General features: G+C 52.6%; 14 protein-coding genes. 3 read left to right on the forward strand and 11 right to left on the reverse strand.

What is annotated here, in order from left to right:
• Window positions 1-57: 57 nt before the first annotated feature.
• The 9 genes from R5L00_RS06785 to R5L00_RS06825 form a co-directional block, all read right to left on the reverse strand.
• Window positions 58-1,293 carry a pyridoxal-dependent decarboxylase, exosortase A system-associated gene (locus R5L00_RS06785; RefSeq protein ID WP_107694574.1) on the reverse strand — a complete coding sequence of 412 codons (1,236 nt, stop codon included), beginning with the start codon at window positions 1,291-1,293 and terminating at the stop codon, window positions 58-60.
• Window positions 1,286-2,878: an acyl-CoA ligase (AMP-forming), exosortase A system-associated gene (locus tag R5L00_RS06790; RefSeq protein ID WP_317653895.1), complete on the reverse strand. Its 1,593-nt coding sequence runs from the start codon at window positions 2,876-2,878 to the stop codon at window positions 1,286-1,288. Before R5L00_RS06790 ends, R5L00_RS06785 begins: the two co-directional genes overlap by 8 nt.
• Window positions 2,879-2,930: 52 nt before the next feature.
• A complete protein-coding gene (prsR, locus tag R5L00_RS06795; RefSeq protein ID WP_107694575.1) occupies window positions 2,931-4,283 on the reverse strand; it encodes a PEP-CTERM-box response regulator transcription factor in 1,353 nt (450 codons plus the stop codon).
• A 40-nt stretch (window positions 4,284-4,323) separates the two neighbouring features.
• Window positions 4,324-6,402, reverse strand: coding sequence for an XrtA/PEP-CTERM system histidine kinase PrsK (prsK, locus tag R5L00_RS06800; protein WP_317653896.1), 2,079 nt, complete (start codon window positions 6,400-6,402; stop codon window positions 4,324-4,326).
• 22 nt (window positions 6,403-6,424) lie between these two features.
• Window positions 6,425-7,822, reverse strand: a complete 1,398-nt coding sequence (locus R5L00_RS06805) for a TIGR03013 family XrtA/PEP-CTERM system glycosyltransferase (RefSeq protein ID WP_107694577.1) — start codon at window positions 7,820-7,822, stop codon at window positions 6,425-6,427.
• Between the two features lie 735 nt (window positions 7,823-8,557).
• On the reverse strand, window positions 8,558-9,223 hold the full coding sequence (locus R5L00_RS06810; RefSeq protein ID WP_107694578.1) for a response regulator transcription factor: 666 nt from the start codon (window positions 9,221-9,223) through the stop codon (window positions 8,558-8,560).
• Between the two features lie 28 nt (window positions 9,224-9,251).
• The gene (locus R5L00_RS06815; RefSeq protein ID WP_107694579.1) at window positions 9,252-9,734 is read right to left on the reverse strand and encodes a response regulator transcription factor; all 483 of its coding nucleotides are present in this window, start codon (window positions 9,732-9,734) and stop codon (window positions 9,252-9,254) included.
• A 166-nt stretch (window positions 9,735-9,900) separates the two neighbouring features.
• A complete protein-coding gene (locus tag R5L00_RS06820; protein ID WP_317653900.1) occupies window positions 9,901-10,686 on the reverse strand; it encodes a serine protease in 786 nt (261 codons plus the stop codon).
• Window positions 10,687-10,747: 61 nt separating this feature from the next.
• Window positions 10,748-11,005 (reverse strand): DUF2024 family protein, encoded by a 258-nt coding sequence (locus tag R5L00_RS06825; protein ID WP_107694668.1) that lies wholly within the window; start codon window positions 11,003-11,005, stop codon window positions 10,748-10,750.
• Between the two features lie 304 nt (window positions 11,006-11,309).
• On the opposite strand from R5L00_RS06825, the gene R5L00_RS06830 reads away from it, so the two are divergent.
• Window positions 11,310-13,007 carry an OprO/OprP family phosphate-selective porin gene (locus R5L00_RS06830; protein ID WP_107694581.1) on the forward strand — a complete coding sequence of 566 codons (1,698 nt, stop codon included), beginning with the start codon at window positions 11,310-11,312 and terminating at the stop codon, window positions 13,005-13,007.
• A 146-nt stretch (window positions 13,008-13,153) separates the two neighbouring features.
• Here the strand turns inward: R5L00_RS06830 and R5L00_RS06835 are convergent, their stop codons facing one another.
• Both R5L00_RS06835 and R5L00_RS06840 read right to left on the reverse strand, forming a co-directional pair.
• On the reverse strand, window positions 13,154-16,279 hold the full coding sequence (locus R5L00_RS06835) for a DUF748 domain-containing protein (RefSeq protein WP_317653904.1): 3,126 nt from the start codon (window positions 16,277-16,279) through the stop codon (window positions 13,154-13,156).
• A 168-nt stretch (window positions 16,280-16,447) separates the two neighbouring features.
• The gene (locus tag R5L00_RS06840; RefSeq protein ID WP_317653906.1) at window positions 16,448-16,816 is read right to left on the reverse strand and encodes a DUF2784 domain-containing protein; all 369 of its coding nucleotides are present in this window, start codon (window positions 16,814-16,816) and stop codon (window positions 16,448-16,450) included.
• A gap of 273 nt (window positions 16,817-17,089) precedes the next feature.
• On the opposite strand from R5L00_RS06840, the gene R5L00_RS06845 reads away from it, so the two are divergent.
• Window positions 17,090-18,067: a sulfite exporter TauE/SafE family protein gene (locus R5L00_RS06845; RefSeq protein ID WP_317653908.1), complete on the forward strand. Its 978-nt coding sequence runs from the start codon at window positions 17,090-17,092 to the stop codon at window positions 18,065-18,067.
• A 375-nt stretch (window positions 18,068-18,442) separates the two neighbouring features.
• Window positions 18,443-19,210: a DUF2490 domain-containing protein gene (locus R5L00_RS06850; RefSeq protein WP_107694584.1), complete on the forward strand. Its 768-nt coding sequence runs from the start codon at window positions 18,443-18,445 to the stop codon at window positions 19,208-19,210.
• Window positions 19,211-19,229 lie beyond the last annotated feature (19 nt).

Here is a 19,229-nt window from a genome sequence, read left to right on the forward strand (position 1 = left end):
GCATACTAGCCGGTAGGAAAGCCTATCGTCTAATGAATTGATGAAGTGTGACAGGAATTAAACCAGCACTTCAATAGGTGCGGGATGGCTGAGGAATGCCGTGGGGCTTGCAGTCAGGCCATAAGCGCCTGATTGAAAAACCACGATTAAATCGCCGGTTTCCGCTTTGCTCATCTCCATCCGATCCGCTAACAGATCCAGAGGCGTGCAAAGCGGCCCTACGACCGAGACCGTCTCTCTTACGCTATGTTGCGCCTTATTACCGACAATAACCGGGTAGTTCTTGCGGATCACCTGGCCAAAGTTACCGGATGCGGCAAGGTGGTGGTGCAAGCCCCCATTCGTAATGAGGAAGACCTGACCTCTGGACTCCTTGCGCTCCAGGACTCGACACACATAAATGCCAGCCTCCGCCACCATATACCGTCCGAGCTCAATCACGATACGGGCCTCAGGCAGATCCCGCTTCGCTTCTGGTATTAAGCGCTCAAGGTTGTCGCCTACTTTCGCCAAATCCAGCGGTTCATCACCGGGAAAATAAGGCACGCCAAAGCCGCCGCCTATATTCAGCAATCGAACTCCACTTGGAGCGTACCGGGCAAGCGCGACGCCAAGCTGCACCGTTTTTTCGTGGGCTTCCTCCAAGGCCGCCGCCTTGAGGTTCTGCGAACCGCTGAAGATGTGAAATCCTTCGAAATCCAGGTCAAGCTGCCCCATCCGATGAAGCATGGGTGGGACTCGCTCCGCATCCACACCGAACTGTTTTGCGCCGCCGCCCATTTTCATGCTCGAAGATTTTAGCTCAAAGTCGGGATTGACGCGAACCGCCACTGTGGGACGAATGCCAAGGTGTTGACCCAAAGTGGCAATGCGCTCCATTTCCTGCTCCGATTCCATATTCACGACTACACCGGCAGCGATAGCGCAGGAAAGCTCGGCGTCGGTCTTGCCCGGTCCGGCAAAACTGATGTGACCCGGCGGCATAGTCGTATCGAGTGCGACGTGCATCTCACCCGCTGACGCTACATCGATGCCATCGACCAGGCTAGCCATATGCTGCACTACAGCAGGCATCGGGTTGGCCTTCATCGCATAGTGCAGATGAATCTCAGCCGGCAGGTGTTGTCGCAGCAGGGCGACCCGTTCGGTAATCCGCTGTCTGTCATAGGCGTAAAAAGGAGTCTTACCTACGCGCTGGGCCAGCCGCGTTAGAGAAATACCGCCAATCTGCAAGCAATTGTCGCGGATCGGGAATTGATCCATTGAAGCGTGCTTTGGGCGAATATTACTCATGCACAGGCTCCACGAAAGCGTTCTCGAACTCCTGTGTGAGCAGTTTACGATCAATCTTACCGTTGGGGTTGCGTGGCAAGCTGCCTTCCCTTAACTCGACCCTGCTCGGCAGCATAAAGGCGGGGAGATGAACCTTGCACGCTGACAGCAATTCCTCCTGGTTAATATTGCGGCCTGACCGCGCTGTGACGATCAGGACGATAGCCTGTCCAAGCACCGGATGCGCGACGCCAATGGCGGCCGCTTCTCCCACGAGCTCCGTAGCATAGATAACCTCTTCGATCTCGGTGGGGCTAACCCGGTAACCGGATGTTTTGATCATCTCGTCCCGGCGACCGATGAAATACAGAAAGCCCTCTTCATCCATGCGCACGGTATCGCCAGACCAGACCGCCAATTCCTGGATGGGCAGGCCGGCCTGACGGGTGGGAACGGGCTTAAAACGCTCGGCAGTTTTTTCAGGGTCGTTCCAATATCCCATGGACACCAGTGCACCACGATGGACCAGTTCGCCCGGCTCTCCGGGCGCGCAAAGAGATCCGTCTTCACGCACAACCAGCACTTCGGCATTTGGAATGGCTTTGCCTATCGAGTCGGGACGCGCCACGACTTCTTCAGGTGGCAAGAAAGTCGAGCGAAACGCCTCAGTCAGCCCGTACATGAGATATATCGCGGTACTGGGAAGATTGTTCCGCAACAGATCCAGCGTCGCGCACGGCATTGCCCCGCCCGAGTTGGTGATATAACGCAAGGAAATATTGTCTGGCCAGGTCAATTGTGCCAGCTGAATCCACAAGGGAGGGACCGCCGCCAGACCCGTGATATTTTCCGCTTCCACGGCAGCAATAATATCCCTGGGCAGCAGATAGTTCATGAGTACGCCCGTTGCCCCGACATTAAATGCCGTGGTGAGCTGGCTGAGCCCATAGTCAAAACTGAGTGGCAGGACTGATAAAATTCGATCCTCCGCCCCATTTTTGAGGTATTGCGCCACGCTCGTCGCACCGGCAATCAGGTTGCGGTGGGACAGAACAACCCCTTTGGGCTTACCTGTGCTCCCCGAGGTGTAAAGAATCGCAGCCATATCGTCGTCGATACTACGGTGGCCGCCGGTCCCACTGCCCGCGATCAGCGCCTCGTTCCATGATAAGATATTCAAGTTGCCGGAAATATTGGATAAACCCTCGGCCGAACCGATGACCATCACCGTGTGCAAATCATGGCACTGCGCTAAAACGGGGAGTAGCAACTTCAAGCGGTCAGCCGAAGTGACCAGAATTCTTACGTTGCAGTCGCGCAGTATATAGGTCACCTGTTCCGCCTTCAGCAGCGGGTTGACCGGAACGAAAACCCCCCCCGCCGCCGTTGCGCCAAATAATGCGGCGACCGTCTCCAGGCGTTTCTCAAGATAGACCGCCACTCGCTCGCCGCGGTCGAGGCCCAAGGCCAGCATGGCCTTCGCGGCCGAGTCGACGTCCTTAGCCAAGTCGGCGTAGCTTACCCGGCTTTGGCGGTACACCAAGGCTTCCTTGTCCGGAAATTGGTTGGCAGAGTTTAAAACAAGCTCTTGTACGAGGTGTGCCATAACGTACATCTACTTTAAGAAAGTGTATGCCAGGTGTTTCATGCAAGGGCCGTTATTTTATCCCGTGACGATTCATCAGATCATAAATTGTGGGGCGGCTGACCCCGAGTAATTCAGCCGCCTTCACGACATTTCCGTTCACCCTGGCCAGCGCTTTCATCAGCGCATCGTACTCGGCCTTGTCGCGTATCTGACGAAGATTGATGGGTTCGGCCGGGCCCGAGGCCGCCTGCAGTCCAAGATCCTCGGAACTGATAATGGGCCCGTCCGCCATGATTACGGCGCGTTTGATGCAATTCTCCATCTCGCGGACATTGCCGGGCCAGGGATGACTCTCGATGGCGGCAAGTGCATCCTGACTAAAGCTGAGCGAGGCCCGTTTTTCGTGCGCGCAGAATTTATTCTTGAAGTGATGTGCAAGCAGTGCGGCATCACCCACCCGTTCTCTCAATGGCGGAATGGTGATCACGATTTCGCTGAGCCGATAATAGAGGTCTTCCCGAAAACGCCCTTCCCCGATCAGTTTCTTCAGATTCTGATGGGTGGCGCACACAATGCGGACATCGACCGGGATCTCCTTGCGGCCACCGACTCTTTCAATCACTCTTTCCTGCAAGAAACGGAGAAGTTTCGCCTGTAGCGCCATGGGTAAATCGCCGACCTCATCAAGAAAGAAAGTACCTTCATGGGCCAGTTCAATTTTTCCGGGCGTCTGCTTGACAGCCCCAGTATAAGCTCCCTTTTCATAGCCGAACAGCTCACTTTCCAAAAGCGCTTCCGGAATGGCCGCGCAATTTATGGCCATGAAGCGTTTTTCCCTTCTGGCGCTGGACTGGTGGAGCGCCCTCGCCAGTATCTCCTTACCTGTTCCGCTCTCTCCCAACAGAATTACCGTCGCATCCGATGGCGCCACTCTTTCGACATTGCGGCATACCTTCAAGAGCAACGGATCACGCGTTATTACGCCCGCGATGAGCGAATGCGTCTGGGTTTGAAGCAGCCTGCGGTTTTCCTGCTGCAATGCATACAAGTAATATGCTCTTTCAACCACTAGATGCAACATGTCGGGATCGAAGGGCTTCTGGTGAAAATCATAAGCTCCAGCGGCAATCGCCTTCAGTGCATTTCCATGATCCTGATTGCCTGTAAGCACAATCACCTTGGTGTCCGGCGCAAGCTCAAGTATCTGCGCAAGAGTGGCAAGCCCTTCCGAAGCGCCGTCCGGATCCGGGGGTAGCCCCAGATCCATGGTAATAACCGCCGGCTCGTGCCTTCTCAGCAACGCAAGTGCGCTTTCACGATCCCCCGCCACTAATACCTCGTAGGCGTCAAAGCTCCAGCGCAGTTGTTTCTGCAGTCCGGGATCATCTTCGATTACCAGCAAACTCTTTTTATCCTGACTCACTTACATCCTCTTCCATTTGATCGAATTTTCCAAGCGATCTCTACTTTACGGTTAACGCCTTAATAGCTTGAACGTTTTGACAGAGCGGCAGAAGGATACGGAAGACGGTGCCATCCGATTCACTACTCATGACCTCCAGCTTGCCGCCGAGTTCAGACACATATTCCTTGCTCTCAAACACCCCGATACCCATGCCAGCAGATTTGGTAGATACAAAGGGTCTAAAAAGCTTTTCGCGGATGAACTCTTCACTCATGCCGTGCCCCGTGTCCTTTATTTCAACCATCGCGAAATCATGTTCCCTCTGCAACCGAATCCGAACCAGACCATCACGTGGCGTCGCTTCGATTGCATTTTGGATGAGATGCCCTACAACCCTTTCCAGTCGTGACGAGTTCGCGTAAACCGTGAGGCTGGAATCCTGTACTTCCAGAACAGGCTTGGGTTCGGCAATCGATTTGCTCGTGACCGCTTCTTGTAACAGGTGAGCAATGGAAAGGGGAACTGGCGTCTCCGCCGAATCGCTACCACTAAGTTTTTCCAGAAGCCGTTTCATCTTTTGAACAGACAGGTAGACCGTTTCAACCATATCTTGCTGGAACGCCGGATTTTGTTTATGTTTCTCTGCGTTGGAAAGCAAAAGGGATAACTGTGAGACGAGGTTTTTCAAATCGTGGACCACAAAGGTCGACATGCGATTGAAAGACTCAAACTGACGCGCCACCATGAGAGCGTTGGCAGCCTCGTGCTGCGCCAGGTAACTCGCCGCCTGATTCCCCGCAACCTTGAGCAGATCACTAACTTCCCAGTTCAGTTTTACTTTACTTCTCGGTAGTGCCAGCACCACAAAACCGAATAATTTTCGATGCTGGATGAGGGGTACCACCAGCCATGCCTTGGGAATGGTTTGCAGCCATTGAGGCAAAGTAATTTCCGAGTATTTTTCCGGGTTTGTCCCATATTCCTGTAAGTCGATGACCCATTCCCTGTGTTCAAGGAACTGGCAGAAAGAGCTTGTAACCGGTTCAATCCCGCTGGCGAAGGGCATATTCCAATGAGCGACGTGTTCGAAGTTTCCGGACTCCCGGGATATCCAAAGACTGCCACCCGGGCTCTCCACCAACTGCGCTAAAGCCTGAATGACGCGCTCACCCAATCCATGCCCGCCCTCGGAGAGCGTACGCGTAAAGTGAAGCCACTCTTCGCGATAGTCATAGTTGTAGCTAAAGAAATGCTTGCTGATAAAGACTCTTAGCCAGGAACGCAACGTGCCCGAGAACAACACAGCCATGAGCAGGACTACAGCGCCAAACAGGAAACTCACCTGCATGACGGTGCCCCAACTGCCGCCGAAAAAACGGAGATAGTAGCCAGCACCGGCCATTGCCAGCAAATAGGCGGCAGCACCAAATAATGCCGCAGAATAAAAGAGAATGCGACGCGATACTGTAATACCAACGGACCATTGGGGGTTTCGCGCGGCCGACACGGCGACAAGCGGAACAATAAGCGCGTTAACAATCCCGCGAGCCGCCCAGATCTCGGGGTTTACATGCCTGAGCAGCAACGCATCGCTATAGAGGTAAAAATCGTATGCAAAAACCCCGCCGATGCCGAGGCAAGCAAATTTTATTCCCCAACGCTGCTTAACCGGTGTGTTCCTGTACAGTTGCTCAACCAGTATCATTCCCAGTAGCGCCATTGCGACACTCGCAATGATACTGTAGGTGAAATCGGCTTGAACTTCGGAAAAGGTAAAGTCCCCATGGCCATACAAAGCGGCAATAACGCATCCGACATAGAGTGACACGATGATCGACATGGCAGGGTTCACCCTGCCGGTGAAAAACGCGTCCCGATTTAGCCCCAGCAGGGTGATGAGAAACGCCGACCAGCCCGCATTCCGGGTGATTTCCAGGAGGTCCGTCAGGAGCGAAAGGGGGCGGTCCTGGGATGCCTGGTAGGCCAGCGCCGCCGCCCAAAGCACGGACAAAAGGCAGGCAATAGGCAGTACTATCCCCTGCAAACGGCCCCGCCAGCTCGTCAGCAGGAGCACAGCCAAAACCAGATACGCTACCGCCGCAAGTGTATAGCTGACCGCCGCGATGCTCGTTACCATTTTGTGCGGCTGCGCCTGGACATCATCTCCCGCCCTTGCCCAGCACAACTACTTCAATAGTATCAATCAGGATGATGACATCAAGGAAAAGACTATGATTTTTTACATAATATAAATCGTACTGAAGCTTTTCGATAGCATCTTCCACCGACGCGCCATATCGATAGCGCACCTGCGCCCATCCAGTTATTCCGGGCTTGATGCTGTGCCTAACATTGTAGAATGGCACTTCTCCGCAGAGTTGGTTTACAAAATAAGGCCTTTCCGGACGTGGACCGACAAAGCTCATATCCCCATTCAGAACATTGAATATTTGTGGAAGCTCATCGATTCTCAACTTCCGGATGATTCTGCCCACGCGCGTTATCCGAGGATCGTCCGTCGTCGCCCACTGCGGCTTCCCGCCTTTCTCGGCATCGTTCCGCATACTCCGGAACTTGAGAACCATAAACGTTTTCCCACCCTTTCCCACCCTTTCCTGCCGGTAAAAAATTGGAGGGCCATCTTCTAAAAGGATACAAATGGCAGTGATGAGCATGATGGGCAGCGTTGCCGCGAGCAGAATACCGCTCGCGACCAGATCGAAAACACGCTTGATACCTGAGCGAAGCAGGCTTTGATCGAAACCGCCGCCAAAAACAAGCCAACTGGGGTAAAGCGTATTCACCCGAATCTGGCCTCGCTCCCGCTCAAAAAAAGCGGCTGAGTCGGTAACCTTGATCCCATTCAGCTTGCATTCAAGCAGATCTTGAATGGGAAAACATCCGCCGCGCCGCTCCTGAATGGCAATGATAATTTCTTGAGCTCTGTATCGATTGGCCAGAGACATTAAGGAACCCGTCTTCGGCAAAACAGAAGAAGCCGGGATATGCAGCTCTTCGTCCGGCACCGATACAAAACCGATGATCTTGAGGCCTCGCCGCGCGGAATCATTTTTTGCCTGCTCGACAAATTCCTTGGCCTTACCCCCCACGCCAAGCACGATGGCCTGTGACTCCATGATTCCCAAGCTCGACCATTTCAGGAATGCCGCACGGGTCAGGAGAATTCCAGCTAAAGCAAGAAGCATGACCAAGCCGAGAATACCACGGCCGAGATAGAGATCAGGCAGCAGATAAAAGATCAGGGTGATGATTCCGAATCCCAGCATCATCGATGGCATCAACCGGAATAAGATTTCTTTTAGGTCCAGCCGGGAATCGAGTTGATACAATCCCATCGCCGCCATGCTTAGAATCATGACGGAGGTAAACGTGAAGGCTTCCGGGAACAAAGAGGAGAACGAGAAAGGAAACGGCTCGATTTGATCCAAAAAACGAAGACTGGCTCCAAAATAAACCATGAATATCAGCACCAAAATTTCAGTGCTGATGAGCAGGATCGCCGTTCTTGAGATGTAATGATTATATATGCGAAGCAATTTCGATCCCTTATCAGTGCTCTTTAAGAAGAGTATCACTGCGATCAGTATTGTTATTGCAGCCGAATATTAAGCGGACGGCCACTTCGGAACAAGCTCGGACCAGCATACGAAGACAACTTAACGTGCGCTTGCTCTCGCACTGAAACGGTGACCCATCATTATTTTGATTCGATATACCAGACATTGGCTCTAACCTGATATATAACCGAGCGGGTTCCTCTCCGCCGGATAGTGGGACGCAGAAAAATATTTCGTTATTGCACGGCGCGCTAGGTGAGCGTCGCACTGCCTCAAATACCCCTGTGTTAAAAACCAGCAAACGTCGGGCAGGGCCATTAACGTCTGCGCTAAATCTCGTAATGATGAGACGGCTCTTATGACCGGTAGACGCCCTAATGCACGGCCGTCATCGCATCATATCAACTTCGCCCGAAGGGGCAATTGGACTTTGGTACGTCAATCCGCATCCAGAAGAGAGCCTGATCTTTCCACAGCCCATCCTTGAGCGGAACCGTTTTGAAAAAGCAGAAGCGACGCGACGATCCATGTGCGACATCTTTTGGCAACTATCGGGGTTTACCATAAGGCGCAAAGCGGAGATTTCAGCGTATCCTGCGGCGCTAGGACTTTCATTCTAAGGGAACCTTTCCGTACCCACCCCGGGCAGACCCTTACTGAAACTAAATTGTGAATCCGCCGCGATTCAGCAGACTGGCGAAATAGCCCGCCGTGCTAATGCCCCATCTGTGTAGAGTCGCGAGGTGAGATTGATCCCTTGACGATTAATGCCAGCTTGAGCCGATCTGCCACGTCAAGCTTTCGAAAAACTTCGGTCAGGTGGGCCTTTACCGTCCGCTCGGTAATATCCAGACGTCGCGCGATTTGTTTATTGCTTTCACCGTTGCCCACCAGTGTAGCGATCTCGTATTCGCGACGGGTCAGATTTGCCAGCAACTCGGTGACCGCTTGCTTGATTCTGTTTTTTTCTTGCGTGATCGTAACGAGTTCATTCAGCAAATGCCAACTCAGCGACCGTCGTATCCACAATTCGCCTTGCTGAACCGCCAGCACTACGCTTTTAAGCTGCTCGGGCTCGGTTTCACGCCGGCAGCAGCCACGCACCCCGGTCCGGAACAAACCCCACTCTGTTTCGTCAGAAAAAGGACCACCTAAAATCACAACTTTTGTGTCCGGGTTCAATTTCATAAGACCTGCGATTCCATTTACCCCATCCAATTCCGGCACATCGTGGTCAAGCATCAGAATTTGAGGTTTTACTCGGACCAACTCCGCCCTGAGGGAATCCAGATTGGTTGAACAGAAGACAGGGGCAAGGCTGTTCACCGCCTGCTCCCATCGATAAAGGTTTTCGTGCGACCCACTAGCGAGCAAAATCAAGGAACTCTCCGATCACATTCAGGATTGGTCAGTGCAATACCTTATCCATGATTTTACCCAGCAGTCGCCGCGTTACCCATATTTCGCCACGATCTATAACGCGTACCGCCTTCAGGAAATAAAATGGCTCTGCTTCGTGGCTCAAGCAACCGCGCGCACCGCTGGCCAACGCTTGCATGATCAACTCCTCCTTGACGGATTTATCAGTTAACAATACGACGAATGTCTCCGGACATTCCCGGTGCAGCACCTCCAGCAGGGCGAAATCCGCTGCCGTGGACGGACCTAGATGAAAAAAGAGAATTCTCGGCTTTAACCGACCAATCCGTTCAACCATGTCATCCGCATGAACGGCCGCATAGGGCTCGCCCTGGTGGTCAACGAATGTCTCTCCTCCTTCCGGCAGGATGTCTGTCAGAACTTTGATATCCGGCCCTTCTTGCAAGAGTTGTTCTACCTTCGCGCGTCTTCCCGGATCGGTATCGGCTATTGCCACCGTAACCATTTGCATTGTGTGCCTCCCAGCCCATATATGGGCTCTCGAAATAATTAAGCGATCTATTATTCTGTTCGGCTAGTTTGCAGCGATATCCCGCAACTCCGCCCGTCTCACTGCATCTCGTTTGCCAAGCTTGGCACAATTTGCTGTCACCGCAAACTCAAGCTTGGCGCGTAACTTATTTACGGCGGAGCAAATCAATGATGTAGTTCGCTGGGATTGCATAGGTGATCCCGCTGGGGTTGCTGAGAGCTGCTTCTTTTTTACCTTTGACAAATACCATATTGATAACACCATAAACCAGGCCCGTCTCAGGGTCGTATAGCGGGCTTCCGCTGCTGCCGGGATAGGCAGTGCCGTCTAACTGAAATACTGCATAAGCCGGCTTCTGTAACTGCCCGATCATCTTCGCGTTGAGTTGCCGCGAATTATGCGCTGGCAAGATTATAGGCGTAATCGAAGAAACCATGGCCCGATGAGTGACCGGGTAAAATCCCAGTATCATTCCAATTGGGAAGCCGGTAAAAATCAGAGACTGGCCCTCGCGAACTTTGCTTGTATCTCCCAGTCGCATGGCTGGCAGGGGAGAACCGCTGATTCTCAACAATGCGAGATCGTGTTCCTTGTCGACCGCGGCAATTGTTGCGTCCCTCAGTTCAGCATCCTTGCCCTTGCCGGTAATAACGGTATATGCCTCCTTATTGGCGACGTCCAGCACTTCAGGAACAACATGAGCATTGGTTATTACGTGGAGACCATCGTCCACGACGAAACCAGTCCCCAGAAAATTCAGCGGAGGGGAGCGCGTCTTCTGAAATGTACCCACTCCAACTATCGAAGGCTTGGTGTACTCGATAGTTTTGACCAGTTCGGTACCCCAAAGGGGGGAAACACAGATCAGGCCGGAAAAGACAACTTTGATGAAGCTGGCCCCGAGGCGCCGGAAGATGTTCGTGATATTCATTGCTCTTTTATTGATCACACTCCCGCTATGGACCATCGTTCCATTTACGGCCGGATAAGAACTAGCTGCAGCCTTCCATCTTGTAGATGAAGTATCCGTCCTTGTTAATCGCGTCGGCCACGTTGGCCGGCGCGCCTTGGCTATGACAAAAACTGCATTCTTTGCTGGTAACGGTCGCATCGCCTTCACCAATTGAAGTCAGCCACTGTTTCGCATACTCGACTGCTTTTTCGTCGTCTTTTACCGCAGTGAAGACGTCGAAATGCATTGTGTGGCCATCCTTGGCTTTAACGTAGGTGTCATAGACGTGAATTTCCATGTGGTTCCTCTTCAGTTTTAATAGGTCTAAGGGAAGATAAAGCACGTTTACCCGCGGAATCAAATCCCTGCATAGACTATCACGCCCCAGCAAAAAGTGGAATGTTGAGGCACGCGCGAAACGGTAGTGTTTCCGAGTGCCTTCGCGGGTTGGACCTGAATGAAGTCCCATAATACTCAGCCATTCTCCTAAACCGAACTCATCATTGTTGTCATAAAACTGTGACATAACTGCAATAAAAACGACACTTCCCGGCAGTATTCTTTCGTCAGTTTCGATAAACACACGGGAAGAGAGTCATTTCATGAAATTATCCAAGCTTACGTTAGCCCTCGCCACCATTTTAGGTACAGGCGCATCATCCACGATTTTCGCCCTCGATTTGTATGTCGATAGAAAAACGGAGCAGATTTACGCAACGCCTGGTCCTGGACGGGTACATCTAGGTTCCTTCGTAAAGGACGATGCCGCGGCTAAAACAACTGGCAGCACCAGCAACAAAACGTCCGAAAGAATAAATGATAAGACAGCGGATAACGCGGCTGAAAAACCGGAGCCAGCCGACATAGCGGCAGTGAGGAAGGATATTGAAATGAAGGCCAAAATGCGGGAAGCGCGCCTGGTCAGCGATATTGGCTCACTGGAGGAACGGGTCAAGGAAAGCGAGAAGGTCCACATTGAGTTTCACGATGGCGCACCCCATTTTTCAAGCAAGGATGGCAATTTCACGTTTGCGGTCAATGGACGGGCACAGGTTGGGTCCCAATACAACTTTATCAATGAGGTTGCGCCCCCTACCGGCAACAACACACCGAACGAATGGAACAGCGGCGCAACCCTACGTCGTGCTCGCCTTGGTGTCGAAGGTACTTTCTTCAAGATCTGGGATTACAAATTCGAATACGACTTCAGTCGCGGCAATGGTTCGGTAACCGCCGGGATCACCGACGCGTTCGTGCGGCTGAATGTAACCAAGCCGTTCTCCGTGAAGGTCGGTTCCTTCAAGGAACCGTTTAGCCTGGAAGAAGCCGCCAGCAACCGCTTCCTCACATTCATCGAACGTCACATGTCGGTCAATTCATTCGTGGACAATCCCAACACTTATAAAACCGGTATCGGCGCCAATTATGCAGTTCCTCGTTTCCAATTTGGCGTCGCTTTTCAAACAGAACCGGTCGGGCCCTGGTCGTCCGCCTCAACCTCGGTTAATAACGCCGGCAACCAGAGCCGCAATAACGGATCGGGCGATACCAGCTGGGAAGGCATCGGCCGTATATCTGGCAGACCTTGGATGGAAGACGAAACCAAATTCTTGCATGTGGGTATTTCAGCCGGACACACGGATGTCAATACGCAATACACTGCCGCCGGCGATATCGCGGCCACGCCCTCGGCTCAGGGAGGTGGAGGTGGTGGAATGGCTTTCTTTGCCTTTCCCGGAACAAACGTGGATCGCACCAATATGCTGAATACCGGCAACCTGAGTGTTGGCAACCGGAATGACCCTAACGCGCGGCGGATAGACAGCTATGACCGGTATGGAGCGGAAGGGTGGCTGGTTCATGGTCCATTCTCGGTTCAAGGAGAATATTTAAGGACCAATATCAACGGCCTGGGATACGACAACGAACATTTCACCGGCTATTATGGTTTTGCCAGTTACTTCTTGACGGGCGAGTCGAAAGCCTATCATGTCAGAAATGGCGCGGCAAATCGCATAAAACCCAAGCAGAACTTTCAATGGAACGGTTCAGGCTGGGGAGCATGGGAAATCGCCGCCGGGTATGATTATATCAACCTGAACAGCGGTGTGGTGAGGGGAGGGAAAGCCGATATGGTGAGGTTCGCCCTCAACTGGTATCCTCACCCCAATGTCAAGTTGCAGAACAACATTATTTATACTCTAAATGTAGACACGAGTGGCTCCCCGATCGCGCGTACAGCCGGTTTTAATAATGCCGATTTGGCTGCTTTCTTGACTCAGCTTCAGTTCGATTTCTAACGTCTTTAAAACGGGAGATAAAGTTCCTGTTGATCGGGGTTGATTGAACAACTTCGGGAACAAGCTTGATAGACACCTTTGCGGAACGTGGCAATTAACCCTGCGCTCTGCGAAGGCCTCTCAGTTTTTACGCAGCACGGAGCCGTTTATCGGAGCGAAAATTCCACCTTGCTGCCAACTTTCTTTTCATCCGGTTCCACTTCGACTTTTGGCTCCAGGACAAATATCCGTTCGCCTGGAATACCGCCGTGCTCAACGAACCAGTTGAGTGCAGCCGCAGCCCGCTGCTCAGCGAGTTCGCGCATTTCGTTGTCGTCGGCGTTTACGTTCGCCAGCAATAGTTGCTCCATTTCCGGTACAGGCAGGCTCTTTGTCAGACCGACAAGATTTTTCGGCTTTGCGAACTTTGCCTCCTTGTAAGCCAGCGTCAAATATTTAGGGTACTCGTCCGGCGTGAGCTCGATCTCGTCTATATCTCCAGTTGTTTGACCCTTTTTGACTTGCTCCGCCAGTTTTTGAACTTTAACCTTGCGTTCGAGCATTCTGTGCTTTAGGGCTTCCCGGTCATGCGCAGGATCCGCTCGACCGGTAATCTCAAGTTCAAGCGACGATCGATCTGTTAAGGCCTTGGATAAGGTTTTCAGACGGTTCTCAGCCTCAGCCGTAATCGTTGCATCGCCAGGGGCAAAACCGATCTCGGATAACTCTTCTCCACCGAAAAGCGACCCCAGCACGGTGAAGGGTGCCGTTACTGCCTTTGTAAGCAAATTGATAATCGCGTTAACGATCACCCCGCCGAGGCTGAATTGCGGATCGTTGATGGAGCCGCTTATTGGCAGATGGACATCAATTTCTCCCTCGCTGTTTTTAAGCACCGCCAATGCCAGTTTTACAGGGATCGACAGCGCGTCCGGACTTTCAATTTTTTCACCCAGGGTAAGTTGATCGAGAAACACGTTATTCTCTGCCCGCAATTCTCCTTTCTCGATGTGATAGTGAATATCGACCGACAGCTTGCCTTTCTCGATTGTGTAGCCCACGTATTTACCTGAATAGGGGCTGAAGGTCGGCATATCGATGCCCTTTGCGGTTGCTTTGATGTCGAGGAAGAGCTCGCTACCAAAAGTGTCCATCTTTCCCACGATCTTTAGTGGCGCGGTTTTGTCCACCGCGCCGCGTATATCAATCTCACCCGGCTTTCTCGGATCCAAAGGCCCTATTCGACCGGACAGTCCGGTCAACCTGGCTCTATAGTTGGGCTTGATGAACTCATCATGAAAGTTGACGTGCCCTCCCTGCAGGGTGATGCGGCCGATCTGTACTGGCGTATCCTTGCGGGCTGGCACGGGAGCGCGCGCTACACCAGGCTGCGAGGAGAATGTGGAAGATTTCGTTTGTTCCGGCGGCGTCATGGCGGCGGACGGTGCGGGAGGCACGTTCGCATTATCTCGGCGGATTAGGCGCTTGAGATTGAGCTGGCCGTCTGGGCTAAGGGTCACATGAGCAAAGAAATCGGCGAGTGCGACGGATTCGATATTGACGCGCAACGGTTCACTGGAAAATTCCATACGGCTGATGTCGAGACTGCGCCAGCGCATGAGCTCGGTCATGTCTGACTTGTCCAAGGCGTTAAAATGGCTGAGCCGGCCGTCACCGTTCAGTACTACTTTTGCTGCCGCGCCATTCACCCCCTCAGCTTTAACGTTGCCTTGAAACGACAGCGCGCCACGTGTGATCAACGCGTTCAACCGATCACCCGCCCAACCTTGCAGTGGGACAAAATTGATATCTTTTGCGTCTACCGCGAGATCAGCCATCAAGGGCGCCCATGCCAGCGAACCACTTGTTTGCAGGTGGCCCTCCTGATTTATTTCAGCTTTCAGCTCCAGCTTCAGCGGTTGGGCACCGCTGAGGTCGATATCGCTTATGGTCAGGTCCAGCGGATCCGCAACCATGGACGGTACGTTTGACAATGTGCTGTCCTCAAAGCCAAGAACTGCCGCGATTATTTTTAAACTGCCAAGCTTGACGGACCACGGCTTGCTCGCCTCGGCGTGAGGAGCTGCTGCCTCAGGTGCCGGCTCCGTCCCGGGAGTCGGGGCAAATAATTTGGCCAGGTCAAGGCGGCCGTCGGATTCGCGACGGATAGATGCTTTAACTCGCTCCAGCACGAGCGAACCAACTGACAGGCTCTGGCGCTTGGGATCAACCGTAACGTCATCCACACGCAACTGGGGCAGGCTCATTGCCGGTTCCGTATCGCCAATACGCGCTATAGTGGCTTCAGTCAGAACGAGGGTACCCTGTGAGGGTTTTACAGCGTTGAGATTGACCTCCGTTAATTCCACATCAAGCTGCCCCAGCCTGGCTGAATAGGGCGCTTCTGTCGCCCGGTTCTCAATTTCCAGCTTCCTTAGCACGGCGCGCCCGGTTAGAACGAGATTGGGAGGCTGACCCGGGGTTTGGTTAAAAGTCAGCAATAACTTACTATCGAAAAAACCGGAATTCAGCTTGACACCGACGGGGATGGGAGAATATTCGTCTAATCGCGTGAGGTCGATGCCGCTTAGCTCCAGCTCAAGCGTAGCTTGACGGTTCTCTGCGAACGGACGGGCTTTTCCTTCAATCAAGAGCGGAGCGCCGTTGACCTTGGCGCTGAAATGGGGCTCTACCCAGGTTTCCTCGGCACTCTCAAGATTGGCAATGAAGGGCACTCCAATGTTGATGTCGGAAATTTCCTGCTGGCTTTTTTTGAGCCGATCGACAAATTCAAAGCGGCCGCCTTCTACGACGACATTACTCACGGAAAACAGCGTTGGAGTTTCGTCCTTCGGCTGTTTTAAGAAATCTTCGATAAGATCGGTGATATTGAACTGATTTTCGCCTTCACGCACCAGACGCAGCGTGGGGCGGTATATCGATACCGAACTGATTACCGGCGCAAGATGAGCGATCGAAGCAATGCTGAGGTTCACATAAAGTTTGTCCACGGAAAGAACGGCATTCTCAGCATCCGCGGTTCCGGGCCTTTCGCCCACGCGGAAAGCGTGGATGGTCAGTTCCAGCGTGTACGGTTGAATCTCGATGGACTGTACGGTCACAGGCCGGTGCAAGGCTTCTGACAGCGCCATTTCAAGCTTCGCCTTGGCGTAACCTGGCAGCCAGAAATAAGCGAGCAGGCCGAACAGGATAAAAATGGCAACGAGAACACCCAGGGTGATTCCCAGACGTTTGTGGGCAGCGAAACGATGGCGTAGAGAGGCCAGGGACATGATGAGACGTTTAGATATAGATCGAATAAATGTTGAAGTTGATCGATATACCGCAGGGTCACGGAGTAGCCGAGAATGCCATCGGCGTAACAGGGCTTCTAGCTGCCCAACTTTACGCTGAGCAGAAAGATGGGTCAATCGTGAGACAGGTTTAAGCCCAATTCAGCGTCACGCCCTGCGCGGGTGGGGGGGAATCAGTTTGTAGGTCACACCGACCAGTATTGCAAACATTGCGTAAGCTGCCGTAAATACACCTTCAGGGAAATCGTAGAAAAGGACGCGGTGCAGCCAGCGCTGAATAAATCCGCTTTCCGTGGCGGTGCCACGCAACGCATCTTCCATCCATGTAAGCGGACATACCATGCCAAGGAGGGACTCCCCCGCCACGAACAGGATTGCGGCAAGATGCGCAAGCCGAAAGCGGGGGTTTCGCGCGAAATCCGCTCTCATCCAGGCACCGATCCAGATCAACGGCAGGCCGCCCAGGACGAATAGCACAAAAAACAAATGAATAATAAGTACGATATCGGCCAGCATGGGCATTCGTAATCGTGAGAATTATGACTTATAGCGCTTATGGTTGGAACATGGCGTACCGGAACCGTTCGGCCGCCGGGGTGAGTTCCGTAAAACAGAAACTGCCGGCTCATCCATTTCCTATTCGATGAGGCGCTGTTTACGCCGCGCTATCGGCCATGTGCATTGATCAGCCTAAATGGCAATAGAATAAACATATTCTATTAGGTTATTTCTGGATGTGTTTGCGCATGGGTATAGTGTTGCGCAACGAAAAACAGGCTGAACTAAATAATGAAGATTCGCAACCTGGACTTGACGGGTAATCCAATCAATCTCGAGCATGAGGAATTGGGGCTTCCGCCTATAGAGGAGCCCATATCTCATCCGGGAGCGCATCCATTTCTTCACGCGGCAATGTGGTTTGCCATCGTGGTGTTGATCGCGCTGGTGATTTTTTTGATTGGGCGATTCTTTTTTTCCAATAACTGGTCAGGCGGCTGGCAGATCGTGGGCGAAACCCTGAGCGGGAAGGTTTTTTGGAGCGCCGCAATGGTCGGGTTTCTGGCGCAGGTAATCGACGGCGCATTGGGAATGGCGTATGGCGTTACCGCGACCACGTTTCTGTTGGCGACCGGCGCCACGCCTGGAGCGGCGAGCGCAAGCGTTCATATCGCGGAGATTTTCACCACCGGTGTTTCTGGCATTTCTCACGTGAAGTTCGGTAACGTAAACAGAGACTTGTTCGTACGTTTGCTGGTGCCGGGCATCCTGGGGGGAATAATTGGCGCGATCCTCGTTACCCAGATCGACGGTGCGGCCTTCAAACCGTACATCTCGGCTTATTTGTTGCTGCTGGGAATCTATATCCTCAGTAAAGCGTTTCGGCCGCTGCGCCTGCGCCAGAAAGCGCCGGAACATGTGGGAAAACTGGCGCTTTTCGGCGGATTTGTCGACGCAGCAGGAGGCGGAGGCTGGGGCCCGGTTGTAACATCGACTTTGGTTGGATCGGGCAACGATCCGCGTACGACCATCGGTTCAGTGAATTTTGCAGAATTCTTTCTTACGTTAACGAGCGCTGCCGTCTTCACACTGCTGATGGAAACCAATACCTGGCCCATAATTATGGGGCTGGTTTTTGGGGGGCTATTCGCGGCGCCTTTCGCGGCGGTACTGTGCAAGATGCTTCACGCGCGAACATTGCTGATATTGGTTGGAATACTGATCGTTATCATCAGCTTGTACAACCTGTATAAGGCGCTTCTCAGCTAAATTTTGGAACGAGTGATGAATTCGTATTTCTGTACGTTTTGGACACCCTTGACATGATGAAGTGGGGAAGCTGTCCCCGCCGTACTGCAAGTGATACTTTCTACAGCTCAGGCTTGACAAATTCCTCACATCGGCACGATACTTTTTTAAGATAAGTTGTGATAAGTTGCGACACGTTATTGTTTCGGATTCATCCCGTCCAGTCGGCCCCTGGGGGTAGGTGCCTATATAGCGCGGCTGTGCAGTTAACCGCCTCCAAGTTAATGTGGCCACGTTTCTTGCAGTCGCATTTAGCGCAAGCAATTATCCGGTAACGCATGAACGCGGATTCTGGTTTGACATTTACATTTTTTAATAATATCCATGGGAGAGAAAATGATGCGAAAGCAATTTGGGACTGCTCTGTTACTGTCTAGCCTGGCAATTTCAGGGACCGCTTCGGCACAACAGTTCGCTGATGATGTTCAAGACTTTGGAGTATGGGGCGCTGCAACCGCGACCGGCAATTTTGGCTTCCTCAATCCGGACAATCCCACACTGGCGAAAGTGAAGTGGTGGGCGGAAGGGCAGGGGCGTTTTGCTGATGACGCATCGAAGTTTTCTCAGGCGATCGTTCGCCCCGGTATCGGGTATCAGCTTACCCCAACCATGAGTGTGTGGGCGGGATACGCTTGGACGCCGACTACAACTCCCTATGTCGGGAATACCTACGATGAACACCGCGCCTGGCAACAATTCATATACGCCGACACATACTCATGGGGGAAGTTTCAAAGCCGCAGCCGCCTGGAAGAACGTTTTGTCCCCGACCATATAGGGCGAGCGTCCAACCCCGGGGATGGAAATCCCAACAACGCGTCGTGGGTGGGCTATCGTTATCGGCACTTGCTCAAAGCGTCCATCCCACTGAAATTTGCACCGGGTTTCAGTTACATTGTTCAGAGCGAGGCGTTTGTGAGTCTTAATGATACTGATTGGGTCCCCCGGCAAGGATTCGATCAAAACCGGTTCTTTACGGGTGTGGGTTATGCTTTTACGAAAAATATCACGGGGGAGATCGGATACATGAACCAATACATTATTCGCCGCGGGGCCAACTACATGGGGCACAACCTGGTAGTCAACCTGCTTGCAAATTTCTGAGAATCTCTTTTCGCCACGG

It is taken from the genome of Nitrosospira sp. Is2 (assembly GCF_033095785.1).
In the GTDB taxonomy this organism is placed as follows: domain Bacteria; phylum Pseudomonadota; class Gammaproteobacteria; order Burkholderiales; family Nitrosomonadaceae; genus Nitrosospira.

Bases quoted from the DNA above. Each gene is read 5' to 3' on its own strand.
- R5L00_RS06815 (WP_107694579.1), bottom strand. From the start codon at position 9,734: ATGCAAATGGTTACGGTGGCAATAGCCGATACCGATCCGGGAAGACGC.
- R5L00_RS06850 (WP_107694584.1), top strand. From the start codon at position 18,443: ATGATGCGAAAGCAATTTGGGACTGCTCTGTTACTGTCTAGCCTGGCA.
- R5L00_RS06840 (WP_317653906.1), bottom strand. From the start codon at position 16,816: ATGCTGGCCGATATCGTACTTATTATTCATTTGTTTTTTGTGCTATTC.
- R5L00_RS06825 (WP_107694668.1), bottom strand. From the start codon at position 11,005: ATGGAAATTCACGTCTATGACACCTACGTTAAAGCCAAGGATGGCCAC.
- R5L00_RS06845 (WP_317653908.1), top strand. From the start codon at position 17,090: ATGAAGATTCGCAACCTGGACTTGACGGGTAATCCAATCAATCTCGAG.
- R5L00_RS06830 (WP_107694581.1), top strand. From the start codon at position 11,310: ATGAAATTATCCAAGCTTACGTTAGCCCTCGCCACCATTTTAGGTACA.
- R5L00_RS06835 (WP_317653904.1), bottom strand. From the start codon at position 16,279: ATGTCCCTGGCCTCTCTACGCCATCGTTTCGCTGCCCACAAACGTCTG.
- R5L00_RS06790 (WP_317653895.1), bottom strand. From the start codon at position 2,878: ATGGCACACCTCGTACAAGAGCTTGTTTTAAACTCTGCCAACCAATTT.
- prsK (WP_317653896.1), bottom strand. From the start codon at position 6,402: ATGGTAACGAGCATCGCGGCGGTCAGCTATACACTTGCGGCGGTAGCG.
- R5L00_RS06820 (WP_317653900.1), bottom strand. From the start codon at position 10,686: ATGAATATCACGAACATCTTCCGGCGCCTCGGGGCCAGCTTCATCAAA.
- R5L00_RS06785 (WP_107694574.1), bottom strand. From the start codon at position 1,293: ATGAGTAATATTCGCCCAAAGCACGCTTCAATGGATCAATTCCCGATC.